The organism is Pseudomonas sp. S3_A09, from assembly GCF_054668065.1.
This window is the reverse complement of the sequence record NZ_CP162752.1, coordinates 984,239-1,002,918: the sequence shown is the minus strand read 5'-3', so window position 1 is coordinate 1,002,918 and position 18,680 is coordinate 984,239. Positions and strand designations below refer to the sequence as shown.

Genomic DNA, 18,680 nt, shown 5'->3' with positions numbered 1-18,680 from the left:
CCAATGTGGGAGCGGGCTTGCTCGCGAATGCGGTAGACCAGCCACTCCATTTGGCGACTGATACGCGGCATTCGCGAGCAAGCCCGCTCCCACAGGGGGACTGCGTTACCGTCTTAAAGGACGGGAGCGGCCGCCACTGCCTTAGGCTGGCGATACAAATCCAGCAGCACCTGATCCAGCACCGACGAAGCGCCCCATGGCTTTGGATCGTTGAGGATCGCCACCACGGCCCAGGTATTGCCATTGTTGTCACGGCTGAACCCGGCGATGGCACGTACGGTGTTCAACGTACCTGTCTTGACGTGGGCTTCGCCGCGCATGGCGGTGGTTTTCAGGCGTTTGCGCATGGTGCCGTCGGTGCCGGTGATCGGCATCGAGCTGATGTATTCCGCGGCGTAAGGGCTTTTCCACGCGGCTTGCAGCATCGTCGCCATTTCGCGGGCGCTGACGCGTTCGGCACGGGACAGGCCGGAACCGTTCTCCATCACCAGGTGCGGCGCGGTGATGCCTTTCTTCGCCAGCCACTGGCGCACGACGCGTTGTGCAGCCTTGGCGTCGTCGCCATCGGCATCGTTGCGGAACTGCGCACCCAGGCTCAGGAACAACTGCTGGGCCATGGTGTTGTTACTGTATTTATTGATGTCGCGGATGATTTCAGCCAGGTCCGGCGAGAACGCCCGGGCCAGCACCTTGGCATCCTTGGGCACTGGCGCCTGGATATCCCGGCCCTGGATGGTGCCGCCCAGTTCCTTCCAGATCGCGCGCACGGCGCCAGCGGTGTAGGTGGCGTGGTCCAGCAACGACAGGTAGGTCTGCGAACTGCAGCCATCGGCCAATTGGCCGCTGACCGTGACCGTCACGCTGCCATCGGCGGCGGTGACCGGGTTGTAGCGCACGTCGCCGGTGCACTGCTTGGCGTTGGAGACCTTGACCTGGTTGTCGATGCGGATGCTGGCAATCGGCGGCTCGACCGACACCAGCACCCGGCCGGAATCATTGCGGGTCACAAAACGCAGGGCTTTGAGGTTGACCAGCAGCGCGTCCGGCTTGACCAGGAACGGTTTGTTCTCATCGTTGCCGTCGTCATTGAATTCCGGCAACAGCGGCTGGTTGAAGAAACTGCGGTCCAGCACCAGGTCGCCGGTGACTTGCTGCACGCCGTTGGCGCGCAGGTCGCGCATCAGCAGCCAGAGTTTTTCCATGTTCAGCTTGGGGTCGCCGCCGCCCTTGAGGTACAGGTTGCCGTGCAGCACGCCACCGCTGAGGGTGCCGTCGGTATAGAACTCGGTTTTCCACTGGTGGTTGGGGCCGAGCATTTCCAGGGCCGCGTAGGTGGTGACCAGCTTCATGGTAGAGGCGGGGTTCACCGAGACGTCGGCATTGAAGACGGTAGGCGTACCCGGGCCGTTCAGGGGGATCATCACCAGGGACAGCGCTGTGTTTTGCATTTTGGCTTTGGTCAGCGCCTGTTGAACACTCGGCGGCAGGGTGGTGTTGACGGGGGCAGCGGAGACGGAAAAGGCCACTGGCAGAATAAGGCCGGCAAAAAAGATTGAACGCAACGATTTGATCATAAGAAGTAAAACCCTACTGCTGAGGAGGGTGAAAAAGTTGAGGGGGAAATAAGAAAAATCCCTCAATGGTCATGAAAGTGTCGGCATTATGCCCCAAGGTAGAGTCACTTGTAGCTGAACCATAGCGGGTATTCGGCGTTTTTTTTACAGGCATTGTGCCGCCTGTCCCAGAGAGTCGGGCAATCGTCGCCTTAAACTGCTAAAGTGCCGCCCGTTATTACTTATGAGGATTGTTCCAATGGCGACTAACCGTTCCCAGCGTCTGCGCAAAAAACTGTGCGTTGATGAATTTCAAGAGCTGGGTTTCGAACTGAACCTGGACTTCAAAGAAGGCCTGAGTGAAGAAGCTATCGACGCTTTCCTCGAAGCATTCATCAAAGAAGCCATGGAAGCCAACGGCCTGGGCTATGTTGGCGGTGATGACTACGGTCTGGTCTGCCTGCAGAAGCGTGGCTCGGTCTCCGAAGAGCAACGTGCTGCTGTTGAAGCCTGGCTGAAAACCCGTTCCGAGCTGACCAAGGCTGAAGTCAGCCCGCTGCTGGACGTGTGGTATCCGGAAAAGCCGATCAACGCGGCTAAGTGATACTAAATAAAACGGCGACCTGAGGGTCGCCGTTTTTTTATGCCTTGCGCCAATTCAGAATCAGCAGCGTCAACACCCCCGCCACAATCCCCCAGAACGCCGACCCGATGGAAAACAGCGTCAAACCAGACGCCGTGACCATAAAGGTGATCAGCGCCGCTTCCCGCTCCTTCGGCTCATTCATGGCGACGCTCAGCCCATTGATGATCGAGCCAAACAACGCCAGGGCCGCAATCGACAGCACCAGCTCTTTGGGCAAGGCTGCGAACAACGCCGCCAAGGTCGCGCCGAACACCCCGGCAATCCCGTAGAACACCCCACACCACACCGCTGCCGTGTAGCGCTTGTTACGGTCTTCATGGGCATGCGGCCCGGTGCAGATGGCCGCACTGATCGCTGCCAGGTTGATGCCGTGGGAGCCGAACGGCGCCAGCACCAGGGACGCCAGGCCGGTGGCGGTGATCAAGGGGGAGGCGGGCACGTTGTAACCGTCGGCCCTGAGCACGGCGACGCCGGGCATGTTCTGCGAGGTCATCGCGACCACGAACAGCGGAATGCCAATGCTGATGGTCGCCGCCAACGAGAAGTGCGGCGTGGTCCACACGGGCGTTGCGACTTCCAGGTGAAAACCGCTGAAGTCCAGCAGCCCCATCAACCCCGACAATGTGGTGCCGATCAGCAGCGCGGCCAGCACCGCATAACGCGGCGACAGGCGCTTGATCACCAGGTACGTGAAGAACATCCCCAGCACCAGCCCGGTGCGATGCTGCGCGGCGACGAAGATTTCGCTGCCGATCTTGAACAGAATCCCCGCCAGCAAGGCGGCCGCCAACGATGCCGGGATGCGCTTGACCAATTTTTCAAAGCTGCCGGTCATCCCGCAAATCGTCACCAGCACGGCGCAGGTGATATAGGCACCGATGGCCTCGCCATAACTCACACCGCCCAGGCTGGTGATCAGCAGCGCGGCACCCGGTGTCGACCAGGCAATGGTGATGGGGGTGCGATAGCGCAGCGACAGGCCGATGCTGCACACTGCCATGCCGATGGAAATCGCCCAGATCCATGACGAAATCTGCGCCGTGGTCAAACCGGCGGCTTGCCCGGCCTGGAACATCAGGACCAGGGAGCTGGTGTAGCCGGTCATCATGGCGATGAAGCCAGCGACAACGGCCGACGCAGACGTGTCGGCCAGCGGGCGCAAAGGCGCTTGGGTGGCGTCGTTCATGAAGAGGTGTTCCTTTTACCTGGGTTTTAGCCGGTGACGGCGCGGATTCAAGCCTAAACTCAAACGTAACGACTCATTGCAATACAGCCGACGGCGCAAACAGCCGTACAGTGTGTTGGCGCACTGGGTTGTGTACAATGTGCCCTGTTTTTAGGTGATACTTGCCAGCGACCCGCTGTTGCCGTATTACCGTTAATTCGCCGCCGTTCTCCAAACCCGAGTGCCCATGAACGAACAGTTGCAACCTCTCAAGAAACAACCGCGAGCCGGCAAGGCCGGTCGCAGCGGAACCCAGGACGATATCGTCTACGCGCATATCTTCGAAGCGATCCTCGAACAACGCCTGGCACCCGGTACCAAATTGAGTGAAGAGGCACTGGGCGAAATCTTCGGCGTCAGCCGCACCATCATCCGCCGCGCCCTGTCGCGCCTGGCCCATGAAGGTGTGGTGCTGCTGCGGCCCAATCGCGGCGCGGTCGTGGCCAGCCCGAGCGTCGAGGAAGCACGCCAGGTATTTCTCGCGCGGCGTCTGGTGGAGCGGGCAATTACCGAGTTGGCAGTCCAGCACGCCACGGCCGAACAATTGGCCGAGTTGCGTCAGATGGTCAACGACGAGCGCGACAGCTTTTCCCGTGGCGACCGCGGCGCGGGTATCCGCCTCTCCGGTGAATTCCACCTCAAGCTGGCCGAAGCGGCGAAGAACGCGCCGCTGATCAGTTTCCAGCGTAGCCTGGTGTCCCAGACTTCATTGATCATCGCCCAGTACGAAAGCGGCAACCGCTCGCACTGTTCCTACGATGAGCACACCCAGTTGATCGACGCGATCGAAGCACGGGACGCGGCGTTGGCGGTGAACTTGATGATGCATCACATGGATCATATCGACAGCAAGCTCAACCTCGACGAAGAGAGCGCGTCGGATGATCTGCATGCGGTGTTCTCGCACCTGTTGCAGACCAAGAAGCCGGGGCGCTCCTCGGTAAAACTGTAGTTACCCTGGTTCACCTGGGACTAAAAATGTGGGAGCGGGCTTGCTCGCGAATGCTGAGTGTCAGTCACCCGATGTATTGACTGATCCAGCGCATTCGCGAGCAAGCCCGCTCCCACATTTGGTTCCGGCGTGCTTCAGATCAGCGCTGATGCACCAACTGGCCGGCCGCATAGGTCTGCAACACCGTCCGATCATCCCCCAGCGTCATCAGCACGAACAACGTCTCGGCGATGGTCTTCGCCTGCTTCAAGCGATAGCTCAGCAGCGGTGTCGCGTTGTAATCCAGCACTAGGAAGTCCGCATCGGTGCCCGGTTGCAGCGTGCCGATCTTGTCTTCCAACCGCAGCGCCCGCGCACCGCCCAGGGTGGCCAGGTACAGCGACTTGAACGGGCTCAAGCGCACACCCTGCAGTTGCATGACCTTGTAGGCTTCGTTCAGGGTCTGCAGCAGCGAGAAGCTGGTGCCGCCGCCCACGTCGGTGCCCAGGCCCACATTCAGTTTGTGCTTCTCGGCCATCGGCAGGTTGAACAAGCCGCTGCCGAGGAAGAAGTTCGAGGTCGGGCAGAATGCGACCGCCGAGCCGGTCTCCGCCAACCGCGCGCACTCGTCATCGCACAGGTGCACGCCATGGGCAAACACCGAGCGTTCGCCGAGCAATTTGTAATGGTCATACACATCCAGGTAGCCGTTGCGCTCCGGGAACAGTTCCTTCACCCATTCCACTTCCTGCTTGTTCTCGCTGATGTGCGTCTGCATGTACAGGTCTGGGTATTCGCCCAGCAGTTGCCCGGCCAGTGCCAGTTGTTCCGGCGTGCTGGTCGGCGCAAAGCGCGGCGTCACCGCGTAATGCAGGCGGCCCTTGCCGTGCCAACGCTCGATCAGCGCCTTGCTTTCCTGGTAGCCGGATTCGGCGGTGTCGGTCAGGTAGTCCGGCGCGTTGCGATCCATCATCACCTTGCCGGCGATCATGCGCAGATCGAGTTTCTCAGCGGCTTCAAAGAACGCGTTCACCGATTGCGGATGCACGCTGCCAAACACCAGCGCGGTGGTGGTGCCGTTGCGCAGCAGTTCCTTGATGAAAATATCCGCGACTTCTTCGGCGTGGGCCTTGTCGGCGAACTGGCTTTCGCACGGGAAGGTGTAGGTGTTGAGCCAATCCAGCAACTGCTCGCCATAGGCGCCGACCATGCCGGTTTGCGGCAGGTGGATATGGGTGTCGATCAGGCCGGGGGTGATCAGCGCGTCCTGGTAGTGGGTGATGTCGATATCGGCAGGCAGGGTCGGCAGCAAGTCGCTGGCATGGCCGACAGCGCTGATCTGGCCGTTTTCGATCACCAGCAGGCCGTCTTCGAAATACTCATAGGAGGCTTCGATCCCCACTTCAGCAGGGTCGGCGATGCTGTGCAGGAGGGCGGCACGGTAGGCTTTACGCGTTAAAGGCATGGCGATCTCAATTCAAATGGCTTGGCTGCGGCGTGAAGCCGGCAGCAGTTTGGCAATAGGTTCGGCGCTGGCGGTGTGCTGGCCGAAATTGGCGTTATAGGTGGCGATGATTTCGCCGGCGATGGAGATGGCGATTTCCACCGGCAACTTGCCCTTCACCTCGGTGAGGCCCATGGGGCAGCGCATGCGTTGCAAGTGCGCGGTGTCGAAGCCGCGATCTCGCAGGCGGTGTTCGAACTTGACGCGTTTGGTCTTCGAACCGATCAGGCCAAAGTAGGCAAAGTCATTGCGTTTGAGCAGGGCGGCGGTGAGTTCCAAGTCCAGCGCATGATTGTGGGTCATGACGATGCAGTAACTGCCCACTGGCAGGTCAGCAATTTCGTCGACCGGCTCTTCGCTGACGATTTTACGCACGCCCTGGGGTATATGTGCCGGAAACTCCTGGTCACGGGAATCGATCCAGCGCACCCGGCACGGCAGGCTGGCCAGCAACGGCACCAGTGCACGGCCGACATGGCCAGCGCCAAATACCGCGATCTGCGCCTGCACCTGGCCCATGGGTTCGAAGAGCAGCACGGTCACGCCACCGCAGCACTGACCCAGGCTGGCGCCCAGGCTGAAGCGCTCCAGATGAGTGTTCTGCTGACCGCGTACGAGCATGTCGCGGGCGATCTGCATTGCCTTGTATTCCAAGTGCCCGCCACCGATGGTGTCGAAACTCTGCGCGGCGCTGATCACCATTTTGGAACCGGCATTGCGTGGCGTGGAGCCGAGCTCTTCGATGATGGTTACCAGGACGCAGGGTTCGCCCCTGTTTTGCAGGTCGGCGAGGGCGCTGATCCAGTTGTTCATGTCTACCTCAACCTTTCTGTTGTCAGTTCGGCCGTCTTCGCAGGCACGCCAGCTCCCACATTTTATGGGGTTCACACATCAAAATGTGGGCGCCGGGCTTACCCGCGATGGCAGCGCCTCGGTCTAGAGCGAAGCCATCTCGGTTTCAATCTCAACGGCCCTGGCCGCATTCAACTGCCGCATCTGCTCACACCCCCACAACACCCGCTCCGGTGTCGCCGGCGCATCGATCTTGGGCTGATGGCGATAGTCACCCAGGCTCGCCACCGCATCCTTGATCGCGCACCACGACGCGATGCCGAGCATGAACGGCGGTTCGCCCACGGCCTTGGAATGGAACACCGTGTCTTCCGGGTTCTTGCGGTTTTCCACCAGCTTCACCCGCAGGTCCAGCGGCATGTCGGCCACGGCCGGGATCTTGTAGCTGGCCGGGCCGTTGGTCACCAGCTTGCCTTTGTCGTTCCACACCAGTTCTTCCATGGTCAGCCACCCCATGCCCTGGATAAAGCCGCCCTCCACCTGGCCGATGTCGATGGCCGGGTTCAGCGAGGCACCGACGTCGTGCAGGATGTCGGTGCGCAGCATCTTGTATTCGCCGGTCAGGGTGTCGACGATCACTTCGCAGCACGCCGCGCCGAACGCGAAGTAGTAGAACGGCCGACCGCGCGACTGGCTGCGGTCGTAGTAGATTTTCGGGGTCTTGTAGAAGCCGGTGCTCGACAGCGAGACCTGGGCGAAATACGCCTGCTGGATCAACGCCTCGAAGGTGAGGATCTGATCGCGCACGCGCACATGACCGTTGTGGAACGCCACATCCGCTTCGCTCACGTCGTATTTGCGTGCGGCGAACTCCACCAGGCGCTGCTTGATGGTTTCGGCGGCATTCTGCGCAGCCTTGCCGTTCAAGTCTGCACCGCTGGAAGCGGCGGTCGGCGAGGTGTTGGGTACCTTGTCGGTGTTGGTGGCGGTGATTTGAACGCGGTCGATTTCCACTTGGAACACTTCGGCCACAACCTGCGCGACCTTGGTGTTCAAGCCCTGGCCCATCTCGGTGCCACCGTGGTTCAGGTGGATGCTGCCGTCGGTGTAGATATGGATCAGCGCACCGGCCTGGTTGAGAAAGCTGGCCGTAAACGAAATGCCGAATTTCACCGGGGTCAGCGCCAAGCCTTTTTTCAGGATCGGGCTGTGGGCGTTGTACAGGCGGATCGCTTCGCGACGCTCGGCGTATTGGCTGCTGGCTTCAAGCTCGGCGGTCATCTCTTCGAGCATGTTGTGCTCGACGGTCTGGTAGTAGTGCGTGACGTTGCGCTCGTTCTTGCCGTAGTAATTGATCTTGCGCACCGCCAGCGGATCGAGGCCCAGATGGCGGGCGATGGCGTCCATCACTTCCTCGATGGCGACCATGCCTTGCGGGCCGCCGAAACCGCGATAGGCGGTGTTGGACGCCGTGTTGGTCTTGCAGCGATGGCCGTTGACCGTGGCATCGCCCAGGTAATACGAGTTGTCGGAGTGGAACATCGCGCGGTCGACAATCGAGTTGGACAGGTCCGGTGAGCAGCCGCAGTTGCCCGCCAATTCCAGGTTGATTCCGTGAAGGCGGCCCGTGTCGTCGAAGCCCACGTCGTATTCGATGTAGAAGGGGTGGCGCTTGCCGGTCATCAACATGTCTTCGACACGCGGCAGGCGCATCTTGGTCGGCTGGCCGGTGAGGCGCGCGACCACCGCGCACAGGCACGCCGGGCTTGCGGCCTGGGTTTCCTTGCCGCCGAAACCACCCCCCATGCGACGCATGTCCACGACGATTTTGTTCATCGACACGTCCAGCACTTCGGCCACCAGTTTCTGCACTTCGGTGGGGTTCTGCGTGGAGCAATAGACGATCATGCCGCCGTCTTCGGTGGGCATTACCGAAGAAATCTGGGTTTCCAGGTAGAAGTGTTCCTGGCCGCCGATGTGCAGGGTGCCTTGGATGCGGTTTTTCGCGGTCGCCAGTGCGCCTGCCGAATCACCGCGCTGATGGGTGTGGCTGTCGAGCACGAAATGCTTCTTGCGAAACGCCTCGACCACGTCCAGCACGGGTTCCAGGTCTTCGTATTCGATCACGGCGGCCATCGCGGCTTTACGCGCGGTTTCCAGATCGCGGGCGGCTACCGCCAGCACGACCTGGCCGACGAACTGCACCGTATCGATCGCCAACAATGGATCGCCCGGCATCAATGGGCCGATGTCCTTCAGGCCCGGCACGTCTTCATGGGTGATGACAATCCGCACGCCTTCAAAGGCGTAGCAGGGCGCGGTGTCGATGCTGATGATCCGGGCATGGGCACGGTCGGACATGCGCGCATACAGGTGCAATTGGTTGGGGAATTCCAGGCGGTCATCGATGTACTGCGCTTCGCCGCACACATGTTTGGCGGCGCTGTCGTGCTTGACGCTGCGGCCCACGCCAGAGGTGAGGTCCTGTGCGAACAGCTCGGCGAGTTCGGCCTGGGTTTTAACGACGGCGTGATGGTTAGACATAAGCGGTCACCCGAGTCTCGATGTGCGGCGTTTGCAGTTCGATGAAGTATTTGCGCAGCAGGTTCTGGGCGCTGAGCAGTCGGTATTCCTTGCTGGCGCGGAAGTCCGACAGCGGGGTGAAATCCTCGGCGAGGGCGGCACAGGCCTTTTCCACGGTGGCGCAGTTCCAGGTGGCGCCGACCAACGCCGCCTCGCAGTTCTTGGCGCGTTTTGGCGTGGCGGCCATGCCGCCGAACGCGACGCGAGCCTCGCCGATCACACCGTTATCGATCTTCAGGTTGAACGCGGCGCAGACGGCGGAAATATCATCGTCCAGGCGCTTGGAGACCTTGTAGGCACGGAACAAGGCGTGGCCCTTGGGAACGATGATCTTCTCGATGAACTCGCTGTCCTGGCGCGCCGTGACGCGGTAGTCGATGAAGTAATCCTCCAGCGCCAAGGTGCGGCGGGTTTCGCCCTTGCACAGTACGATCTGCGCGCCGAGGGCAATCAGCAGCGGCGGCGAGTCACCGATCGGCGAGGCGTTGCCGATGTTGCCGCCCAGGGTGCCCTGGTTACGGATCTGCAGGGAAGCGAAACGGTGCAGCAGTTCACCGAAGTCCGGGTATGCGTGGTGCAGCGCGGTGTAGCAATCGGAGAGGGCGGCGGCAGCGCCGATTTCCAGGCGGTCGTCGAAGTCGTCGATACGCTTCATTTCTTCAATATTGCCGACGTAGATCATCACCGGCAGCGTGCGGTGGAACTGAGTGACTTCCAGCGCCAGGTCGGTGCCGCCGGCCAGCAGCCGGGCTTGCGGGTAGGCGTCGTAGAGATCGGCGAGGTCGGCGACGGTCAGCGGCACCAGGCAGCGCTTGTCGCCGCTGTTGAGTTCACCGGTTTGCGTCGGCGCAATGGCCTTGAGGCGGGCGATGGTCTCGGCTTGGCGGCTGTCGAACTGATCCTGGGGTTTGTTGCAGCAGGCCTGTTCGGCGGCGGCGAGAATCGGGCGATAACCGGTGCAGCGGCACAGGTTGCCGGCCAGGGCTTCATGGGCCTTTTGGTTGTCGGGGGCGTCGCTGTTCTTTTGCAGGGCGAACAACGACATCACGAAACCGGGGGTGCAAAAGCCGCACTGCGAACCGTGGCATTCGACCATGGCCTTCTGGACGCTGTGCAGTTGACCCTGGTGCTTGAGGTCTTCGACGCTGATCAGTTGCTTGCCGTGCAACGACGACACAAAGGTCAGGCACGAATTGAGACTGCGATAACGAATCTGCTCGGCGCCGGTGTCATCCGTGTGCAGCTCGCCCACCACCACAGTGCAGGCACCGCAATCGCCGCTGGCGCAGCCTTCCTTGGTACCGGATTTGCCCAGGTGCTCACGCAAATAGTTGAGCACAGTCAGATTGGGGTCCAGGGCGTGCTCGCTACGGAGTTCCTGGTTAAGTAAAAACTGGATCACGGAAGGCCTCGCAGACTCATTATTGTTGTTAACCGCTTTGCGCCGAATCTAGTCATGTCTGACTTTTCGGTCAACGATTTTCTGACCAGAAGGTCAAGAAAATGCGGTCGCAACACTTTCAATTATGGTCCAGTCTTCTGGAACCGGCGTTTTTAGGGGCTTCTGGGTGTTCATCTGTGCTTATTCCGTGCCAAATTCTGAAAGGTGGGCGTAGCGCCATCAGCTAGCCAATGCGCTACACTGCCGCGCTTGTACCGATAGAAGATTTTGAAGGTAAAACATGACGTTCAAGGCGCCGGACAGTCTCGCCGAGCAAATTGCTCACCACCTCGCCGAACGCATCATTCGCGGCGATCTCAAGCCTGGAGAGCGGATCCAGGAGCAAAAGGTCACGCTGGCGCTCAATGTCAGCCGTGGCTCCGTGCGCGAAGCCTTGCTGATTCTCGAACGCCGCCACCTGATCGCGATCCTGCCGCGCCGTGGCGCCCACGTCACAGAGCTCACTGCGCACAAGGTGCAGAGCCTGTGCACCTTGATGGGCGAGCTGTACATCCTGCTCGGCAATGCGGTTGCCCAAGGCTGGCAGACGCAGGCCGACATGGCGCCGTTCGTGCAGATCCAGCAGCGCCTGGTCACCAATTTCGAGCGTCAGGACATCCGCGCCTTCGTTGAAGAAAGCTTCAATGTAATGCGCGCCGCCTATCCTTTCGCTAACAACCCGTACCTGCAGGAAACCGTCGAGAACCTGCAACCGGCGATGAACCGCGCCTATTACCTGGCGCTGGATCAGCGCAAGGCGTCCATGAGCGAGTACCTGGCGCTGTTCGAGCAACTGCTCGCCGCGGTACTGGCCCGTGACCTGCCGCACATTCGTCAAGTGCTGTCGACCTACGGCGAGCGCAGTTGCGCGCTGGTCATCGCTGCGTTGGCGGACGCCTAAGCGTGCGGCTCAAGTGCATCAAACTGGCGGGGTTCAAATCCTTCGTCGACCCGACCACGGTGAACTTCCCCAGTAACATGGCGGCGGTGGTCGGGCCCAACGGTTGCGGCAAGTCGAACATCATCGACGCCGTCCGCTGGGTGATGGGCGAGAGCTCGGCCAAAAACCTGCGTGGCGAGTCGATGACCGACGTCATCTTCAATGGCTCCACCAGCCGCAAGCCGGTGAGCCAGGCCAGTATCGAACTGGTGTTCGACAACTCCGACGGCACCTTGATCGGCGAGTACGCGGCCTACGCGGAAATCTCGATCCGCCGCAAAGTGACCCGCGACAGCCAGAACAGCTACTTCCTCAACGGCACCAAGTGCCGACGCCGCGACATCACGGATATTTTCCTCGGCACCGGCCTCGGCCCGCGCAGCTACTCGATCATCGAGCAGGGCATGATCTCCAAGCTGATCGAAGCCAAGCCCGAAGACCTGCGTAACTTTATCGAGGAGGCGGCCGGCATCTCCAAGTACAAGGAGCGCCGCCGCGAGACCGAAAACCGTATCCGCCGCACCCATGAGAACCTCGCTCGCCTGACCGACCTGCGCGAAGAGCTGGAGCGCCAGTTGGAGCGCCTGCACCGCCAGGCCCAGGCTGCCGAGAAGTATCAGGAGTACAAGGGCGAGGAGCGCCAGCTCAAGGCGCAATTGTCGGCTTTGCGTTGGCAGGCGTTGAATGACCAGGTGGGGCAGCGCGAAGCGATCATCGGCACCCAGGAAATCAGCTTTGAAGCCCTGGTGGCCGAGCAGCGCAACGCCGACGCCAGCATCGAACGCTTGCGTGACGGCCACCATGACCTGTCCGAACGCTTCAATCTGGTGCAGGGTCGCTTCTATTCGGTGGGCGGCGACATTGCCCGCGTCGAGCAAAGCATCCAGCACGGCCAGCAGCGCCTGCGTCAGTTGCAGGATGACTTGAAGGAAGCCGAACGCGCGCGGCTGGAAACTGAATCGCACCTGGGCCACGACCGCACCTTGCTGCTGACCCTCGGTGAAGAGCTGGACATGCTCACCCCCGAACAGGAAATCACCAGCGCCGCCGCCGAAGAAGCCGCTGCCGCGCTGGAAGAATCCGAAACCACCATGCACGGCTGGCAGGAGCAGTGGGACACCTTCAACCTGAAGTCTGCCGAACCACGGCGCCAGGCCGAGGTGCAGCAGTCGCGTATCCAGCAGCTGGAAACCAGTATGGAGCGCCTGGCCGAGCGCCAGCGTCGTCTGCAGGAAGAGCGTGTGTTGCTTGCCGCCGACCCGGAAGACGCGGCGATCATGGAATTGAGCGAGCAGCTGGCTGAAAGCGAAATGACGCTGGAAGAGCTGGAAGCCAGTGAAGAGCAACAAGTGGAGCGCCTGGAGCAATTGCGTCAGCAACTGCAACAGGCGACCCAGGCACAGCAACAGGCCCAGGGTGATTTGCAGCGGCTTAATGGCCGCCTGGCGTCCCTGGAAGCCTTGCAGCAAGCCGCCTTGGACCCCGGCACCGGCACCGCTGAATGGCTGCGTGACCAGCATTTGGCCGAGCGCCCGCGCCTGGCGGAAGGCTTGAAGGTCGAGGCGGGGTGGGAGTTGGCGGTTGAAACTGTCCTGGGTGCCGATCTCCAAGCCGTCCTGGTGGATGATTTTGGCGGCTTCGACCTGGCCGGTTTTGCCCAGGGCGATTTGCGTTTGCTCAGCCCTGCGGCGGATGGCACGCGGGTGCCGGGCAGTTTGCTGGATAAGGTTGAGGCGGCGATTGATCTGTCGCCGTGGCTGGGCCAGGTCAAACCGGTTGAATCACTTGAGCAGGCCCTGGCCCAGCGCGGCCAACTGGCGGCCGGCGAAAGCCTGATCAGCCGCGACGGCTACTGGGTCGGCCGCCATTTCCTGCGCGTACGCCGCGCCAGTGAAGCCGAAAGTGGCGTCCTGGCCCGTGGCCAGGAAATCGTAAATCTGATCGCCGAACGCGAAGAGCGCGAAGCCACCCTCGAAAGCCTGGAAACCGAACTGCAAACCCTGCGCGCCACCCAGCGTCAGCAAGAGACCGGCCGCGAACACCTGCGCCGCCTGTTGCAGGACGAAGCGCGCCAGCAAGGCGAATTGAAAGCCCAACTCTCCGCGAGCAAAGCCAAGGTCGAGCAATTGACCTTGCGCCGCACCCGCCTCGACGAAGAAGTCGCCGAGATGGGCGAGCAGCGCGCCCTGGAACACGAACAGATCGGCGAAGCGCGTCTGCACCTGCAGGAAGCCCTCGACAGCATGGCGCTCGACACCGAGCAGCGTGAATTGCTGCTGGCCCAGCGCGACAGCCTGCGCGAACGCCTCGACCGCGTGCGCCAGGAAGCCCGTCAGCACAAGGATCATGCCCACCAGTTGGCGGTGCGCCTGGGTTCGCTCAAGGCCCAGCACGCGTCCACGGCCCAGGCCCTTGAACGCCTGGAGATGCAGTCCGAACGCCTCACTGAAAAGCGCGAGCAACTGAGCCTCAACCTGGAAGAGGGCGAAGCGCCGCTGGAGGAGTTGCGCCTCAAGCTGGAAGAATTGCTCGACAAGCGCATGACCGTCGACGAAGAACTCAAGACCGCGCAAATCGCTCTGGAAGACGCCGACCGCGAATTACGCGACGCCGAAAAACGTCGAACCCAGGCCGAGCAGCAATCCCAGCTGATCCGCGGTCAGCTCGAACAACAGCGCATGGAATGGCAAGCCCTGACCGTGCGCCGCAAGACCCTGCAAGACCAATTGCTGGAAGACGGCTACGACTTGCACGGCGTGCTCAATACCCTGACCGCCCAGGCCAACGAGAAAGAAGCCGAAGAAGAGCTTGAGCGGATTGCTGCACGTATCCAACGCCTCGGCGCGATCAACTTGGCGGCCATCGACGAATACCAGCAACAATCCGAGCGTAAACGTTATCTGGATGCCCAGGACGCTGATTTGGTCGAAGCCCTGGACACCCTGGAAAACGTGATCCGCAAGATCGACAAGGAAACCCGAAACCGCTTCAAAGATACCTTTGATCAGATTAATAGCGGTTTACAGGCGTTATTCCCAAAAGTTTTCGGCGGTGGCAGCGCTTACTTGGAACTGACGGGCGAAGATCTACTCGATACAGGGGTGACGATCATGGCGCGGCCTCCGGGCAAGAAGAACAGCACCATCCATTTGTTGTCCGGCGGCGAGAAAGCCCTGACCGCATTGGCTCTGGTATTTGCCATCTTCAAGTTGAACCCGGCGCCGTTCTGCATGCTCGACGAAGTTGACGCCCCGTTGGATGACGCTAACGTTGGACGGTATGCGCGGTTGGTCAAAGAGATGTCCCAGACCGTGCAGTTCATCTATATCACCCACAACAAGATCGCCATGGAGATGGCTGACCAATTGATGGGGGTAACGATGCACGAGCCGGGCTGTTCGCGTTTGGTCGCGGTGGATGTGGAAGAAGCGATGGCGATGGTGGAGTCTTGATCCTTGTTGGGACAGAATTTTTATAGCGCGCGGTAAGACGCTTTACCGGTCTGGCGAAAGTGGCAAATGGACATATTTGTTCAAGGCTTTTTGACAGACGGTGTAAAGTTATCTTTGGTCGTGCTAGTTTAATGTCAAATTTTCGTATGCGTGGGCAAAACGTCAGTCAGAACATAGAGTTGGCGCCACGTTTTAAAGCGGTTTGCACGTTGCTAAACCCCTTATTTTTCAGCATTTTTTATTAGAGGCACGGGATTACATGGAAATCGGTCTGCGCGAGTGGCTGATCGTCATCGGCATTATTGTCATTGCCGGTATTCTTTTTGATGGCTGGCGCCGCATGCGCGGTGGCAAGGGCAAGCTCAAATTCCGTCTGGACCGCAACCTGTCCAACTTGCCTGACGACGACGGCAGCGCCGAGCTGCTGGGGCCGCCCCGTGTGCTGGATACCCATAAAGAACCGCAGTTGGACGAGCACGACTTGCCGTCCATGAGCGCGCCGGTGCGAGAAGCGCGCGAGCCGTCTTCCAAACGTGGCAAGCGCGCCGCGCCGGTGGTGGCAGAGTCACGTCAGGCTGATTTGGACCTGGACGTCGATGACGGCCCGAGCTTCAGCAGCCGCGACGATGATTTCCCGGACGAAAACGCTGGCAAGAACGCCCCGCGCCAATCCGTGAACGACCAGCCTGCCGCCGAAGAAGTGTTGGTGATCAGCGTGATCTGCCGCGACGCCGCCGGCTTCAAGGGCCCGGCTTTGTTGCAAAATATTCTGGAAAGCGGCCTGCGCTTCGGCGAGATGGATATTTTCCACCGTCACGAAAGCATGGCGGGTAACGGCGAAGTGCTGTTCTCCATGGCCAACGCGGTCAAGCCAGGCACCTTCGATCTGGACGATATCGACCTGTTCAGCACCCCGGCGGTGAGCTTCTTCCTCGGCCTGCCAGGTCCGCGTCACCCGAAACAGGCTTTCGACGTGATGGTGGCCGCAGCCCGCAAGCTGTCCCAGGAACTGAACGGCGAACTCAAGGACGACCAACGCAGCGTCCTCACCGCCCAGACCATCGAGCATTACCGTCAGCGCATCGTCGAGTTCGAGCGTCGCGCCCTGACACAGAAACGCTGAGGTTCGATCTTAAGCGTTGTCTGTAGAATCCGTGCACTAACATATTGAGCAGCTTCGGCTGCTCTTTTGCTTTATGAGAGAACACCCATGACCGCCGCCCACACCCGCATCCTCGAACTGCGCGCTGAACTGGATCAGCACAACTACCGTTACCACGTCCTCGACGAGCCGAGCATTCCGGACGCCGAGTACGACCGTCTGTTCCATGAGCTCAAGGCCCTGGAAGCCGAGCATCCGGACCTGGTCACGCGCGATTCTCCGACGCAGCGGGTCGGCAGTGCGGCGTTGTCGGCGTTCACCCAGGTCAAGCATGAGATCCCCATGCTCAGCCTTGGCAACGCTTTTGACGAAACCACCATGCTGGAATTCGATCGCCGGGTCACCGAAGGCCTCGACCTGCCGGCCGGCGATCTGTTTGGCGGTGGCGCGGCGGTGGAGTACAGCTGCGAACCGAAGCTGGATGGCCTGGCGGTCAGCCTGCTGTATCAGGACGGCGAACTGGTTCGCGGCGCCACCCGTGGCGACGGCACCACCGGCGAAGACATCAGCGTCAACGTGCGCACCGTGCGCAATATTCCGTTGAAGCTGCACGGCAGCGGTTGGCCGGCGAACCTGGAAGTGCGCGGTGAAGTGTTCATGTCCAAGGCCGGTTTCGAACGGCTCAACGCCTCGCAGCTGGAAGTCGGCGGCAAGACCTTCGCCAACCCGCGCAACGCCGCTGCCGGTAGTTTGCGTCAGCTGGATTCGAAGATCACCGCCAGCCGTCCGCTGGAATTCTGCTGCTACGGTGTGACCACTGATATCAGCGACACCCATATCGGCAACCTGCAACAGTTGCAGAAATGGGGCATGCCCATCAGCCGTGAGTTGAAGCTGGCAAAGGGCATCCAGGATTGCCTGGAGTACTACCGCGATATCGGCGAGCGGCGTAACAGCCTGCCATATGAGATCGACGGCGTGGTGTTCAAGGTCAACAGCATCGCTTCCCAGCGAGAACTGGGCTTCCGCGCCCGTGAACCGCGCTGGGCCATCGCGCATAAATTCCCGGCCATGGAGGAGCTGACTGAGCTGCTAGACGTGGAATTCCAGGTTGGTCGTACTGGCGCCGTCACGCCGGTGGCACGCCTCAAGCCGGTCAAGGTCGCGGGTGTCACCGTGTCCAACGCGACCCTGCACAACATGGATGAAGTGGCGCGCCTGGGCGTGATGATCGGCGATACCGTGATCATCCGCCGCGCCGGGGATGTGATCCCGCAGGTGGTCTCGGTGGTGCTTGAGCGTCGTCCGGAAAACGCCCGTGCGGTGCCGATCCCGCAGAGCTGCCCGGTGTGTGGTTCCCACGTGGAGCGTACGCAACTGGTCAAACGCAGCAAGGGCAAGGAAACCGTCAGCGAGGGCGCGGTGTACCGTTGCGTCGGGCGTCTGGCCTGTGGCGCGCAGCTCAAGCAGGCGATTATCCATTTCGTCTCACGCCGCGCCATGGACATTGACGGCCTGGGCGACAAAACCATCGAACAACTGGTGGATGAAAACCTCATCGGCTCGCCGGCCGACCTCTACAAACTCAAGTACGAACACATCATCGACCTGGAAGGCTTTGCCGACATTTCCAGCAAGAAGCTGATCACCGCCATCGAAAACAGCAAATCCCCGACCCTGGCGCGCTTTATCTATGCGCTGGGCATTCCTGATGTAGGCGAGGAGACCGCCAAGGTGCTGGCGCGCTCCCTGGCCTCCCTGGAGCGCGTGCAGAAGGCCTTGCCCGAAGTGCTGACGTACTTGCCGGACGTGGGCCTGGAAGTGGCGCATGAGATCCACAGTTTCTTTGAAGACAGCCATAACCAGGACGTGATCGGCGCGCTGCTGTCGCCGGAAGAGTGCGGCCTGCAATTGCAGGATCAGGGTGACCTGAGTGCCGAATTCGCCGCCAGCACCACCTTGGGCGGGTTGCTCGACAAGCTGCACGTACCGAGCGTCGGCCCGGGCGCCGCGCAAAAGCTGGCGGACAAGTTCGTCACCCTCGAAGGCGTAATCAAGGCCGACTGGCTGGACATGCGCCAGGCCCTGCCGGAGAAACAGGCCAAGGCCGTGCGCGAGTTCTTCGATAATGCCGACAACGCCCACCGCGCCCTGGCCATCGAGCAGCAGCTCAAAGACTTCGGTATGCATTGGGACAGCGAGAAGAAGGTGGTCGAAGGCTTGCCCGAAGCCGGGCACACCTGGGTACTCACCGGTTCGCTGGAGTTGATGAGCCGCGACGTGGCCAAGGAGAAGCTCGAAAGCCTGGGCGCCAAGGTGGCGGGGTCCGTGTCGGCGAAGACCCACTGCGTGGTGGCTGGGCCGGGCGCCGGTTCCAAGCTGGCCAAGGCCAGCGAATTGGGCTTGAAGGTGCTGGATGAAGAAGCCTTCGTCGCCTTCCTCGCCAGGAACAACATCAAGGTCTGAACCGATCCCACTGTAGGGGCGAGCTTGCTCGCGAAAAACTTGAAG

Annotated in this window: 12 protein-coding genes; 6 read left to right on the top strand and 6 right to left on the bottom strand. The window is 60.9% G+C overall.

Annotated features, from left to right (window positions below; genetic code table 11):
- Window positions 1–113 precede the first annotated feature (113 nt).
- Window positions 114–1,574: a D-alanyl-D-alanine carboxypeptidase/D-alanyl-D-alanine endopeptidase gene (gene dacB / locus AB4N92_RS04715; RefSeq protein ID WP_010208514.1), complete on the bottom strand. Its 1,461-nt coding sequence runs from the start codon at window positions 1,572–1,574 to the stop codon at window positions 114–116.
- Between the two features lie 238 nt (window positions 1,575–1,812).
- On the opposite strand from dacB, the gene AB4N92_RS04710 reads away from it, so the two are divergent.
- Window positions 1,813–2,157 (top strand): YggL family protein, encoded by a 345-nt coding sequence (locus AB4N92_RS04710; RefSeq protein WP_010208515.1) that lies wholly within the window; start codon window positions 1,813–1,815, stop codon window positions 2,155–2,157.
- 37 nt (window positions 2,158–2,194) lie between these two features.
- On the opposite strand, the gene AB4N92_RS04705 is transcribed toward AB4N92_RS04710, so the two are convergent.
- Entirely contained in the window at window positions 2,195–3,385 is a 1,191-nt protein-coding gene (locus AB4N92_RS04705) for a benzoate/H(+) symporter BenE family transporter (protein ID WP_236267029.1), read from the bottom strand.
- A 226-nt stretch (window positions 3,386–3,611) separates the two neighbouring features.
- Between AB4N92_RS04705 and AB4N92_RS04700 the strand changes: the two genes are divergently transcribed.
- The gene (locus AB4N92_RS04700; protein WP_003175499.1) at window positions 3,612–4,376 is read left to right on the top strand and encodes a GntR family transcriptional regulator; all 765 of its coding nucleotides are present in this window, start codon (window positions 3,612–3,614) and stop codon (window positions 4,374–4,376) included.
- A gap of 139 nt (window positions 4,377–4,515) precedes the next feature.
- Here the strand turns inward: AB4N92_RS04700 and guaD are convergent, their stop codons facing one another.
- From guaD to xdhA, 4 genes are all read right to left on the bottom strand, one after another.
- Window positions 4,516–5,820, bottom strand: a complete 1,305-nt coding sequence (gene guaD, locus AB4N92_RS04695) for a guanine deaminase (RefSeq protein WP_236267030.1) — start codon at window positions 5,818–5,820, stop codon at window positions 4,516–4,518.
- 12 nt (window positions 5,821–5,832) lie between these two features.
- The gene (gene xdhC / locus AB4N92_RS04690) at window positions 5,833–6,672 is read right to left on the bottom strand and encodes a xanthine dehydrogenase accessory protein XdhC (RefSeq protein WP_010208519.1); all 840 of its coding nucleotides are present in this window, start codon (window positions 6,670–6,672) and stop codon (window positions 5,833–5,835) included.
- A gap of 123 nt (window positions 6,673–6,795) precedes the next feature.
- Window positions 6,796–9,195: a xanthine dehydrogenase molybdopterin binding subunit gene (xdhB, locus tag AB4N92_RS04685; RefSeq protein WP_010208520.1), complete on the bottom strand. Its 2,400-nt coding sequence runs from the start codon at window positions 9,193–9,195 to the stop codon at window positions 6,796–6,798.
- On the bottom strand, window positions 9,188–10,636 hold the full coding sequence (xdhA, locus tag AB4N92_RS04680) for a xanthine dehydrogenase small subunit (RefSeq protein ID WP_010208521.1): 1,449 nt from the start codon (window positions 10,634–10,636) through the stop codon (window positions 9,188–9,190). The genes xdhB and xdhA overlap by 8 nt, the downstream gene beginning before the upstream one ends.
- Window positions 10,637–10,916: 280 nt before the next feature.
- Here xdhA and AB4N92_RS04675 point away from each other — a divergent pair, with 280 nt between their 5' ends.
- From AB4N92_RS04675 to ligA, 4 genes are all read left to right on the top strand, one after another.
- On the top strand, window positions 10,917–11,576 hold the full coding sequence (locus AB4N92_RS04675; protein WP_010208523.1) for a GntR family transcriptional regulator: 660 nt from the start codon (window positions 10,917–10,919) through the stop codon (window positions 11,574–11,576).
- Between the two features lie 2 nt (window positions 11,577–11,578).
- Complete coding sequence (gene smc / locus AB4N92_RS04670) at window positions 11,579–15,067, top strand: chromosome segregation protein SMC (RefSeq protein WP_010208525.1); 3,489 nt, start codon at window positions 11,579–11,581, stop codon at window positions 15,065–15,067.
- A gap of 259 nt (window positions 15,068–15,326) precedes the next feature.
- Complete coding sequence (gene zipA, locus AB4N92_RS04665) at window positions 15,327–16,190, top strand: cell division protein ZipA (RefSeq protein ID WP_010208526.1); 864 nt, start codon at window positions 15,327–15,329, stop codon at window positions 16,188–16,190.
- 87 nt (window positions 16,191–16,277) lie between these two features.
- Window positions 16,278–18,635, top strand: coding sequence for an NAD-dependent DNA ligase LigA (gene ligA, locus AB4N92_RS04660; protein ID WP_137205628.1), 2,358 nt, complete (start codon window positions 16,278–16,280; stop codon window positions 18,633–18,635).
- The last annotated feature ends 45 nt before the right edge of the window (window positions 18,636–18,680 follow it).

Coding starts and splice junctions, on each gene's coding strand:
- dacB (WP_010208514.1), bottom strand. CDS start 1,574: ATGATCAAATCGTTGCGTTCAATCTTTTTTGCCGGCCTTATTCTGCCA.
- AB4N92_RS04710 (WP_010208515.1), top strand. CDS start 1,813: ATGGCGACTAACCGTTCCCAGCGTCTGCGCAAAAAACTGTGCGTTGAT.
- AB4N92_RS04705 (WP_236267029.1), bottom strand. CDS start 3,385: ATGAACGACGCCACCCAAGCGCCTTTGCGCCCGCTGGCCGACACGTCT.
- AB4N92_RS04700 (WP_003175499.1), top strand. CDS start 3,612: ATGAACGAACAGTTGCAACCTCTCAAGAAACAACCGCGAGCCGGCAAG.
- guaD (WP_236267030.1), bottom strand. CDS start 5,820: ATGCCTTTAACGCGTAAAGCCTACCGTGCCGCCCTCCTGCACAGCATC.
- xdhC (WP_010208519.1), bottom strand. CDS start 6,672: ATGAACAACTGGATCAGCGCCCTCGCCGACCTGCAAAACAGGGGCGAA.
- xdhB (WP_010208520.1), bottom strand. CDS start 9,195: ATGTCTAACCATCACGCCGTCGTTAAAACCCAGGCCGAACTCGCCGAG.
- AB4N92_RS04675 (WP_010208523.1), top strand. CDS start 10,917: ATGACGTTCAAGGCGCCGGACAGTCTCGCCGAGCAAATTGCTCACCAC.
- zipA (WP_010208526.1), top strand. CDS start 15,327: ATGGAAATCGGTCTGCGCGAGTGGCTGATCGTCATCGGCATTATTGTC.
- ligA (WP_137205628.1), top strand. CDS start 16,278: ATGACCGCCGCCCACACCCGCATCCTCGAACTGCGCGCTGAACTGGAT.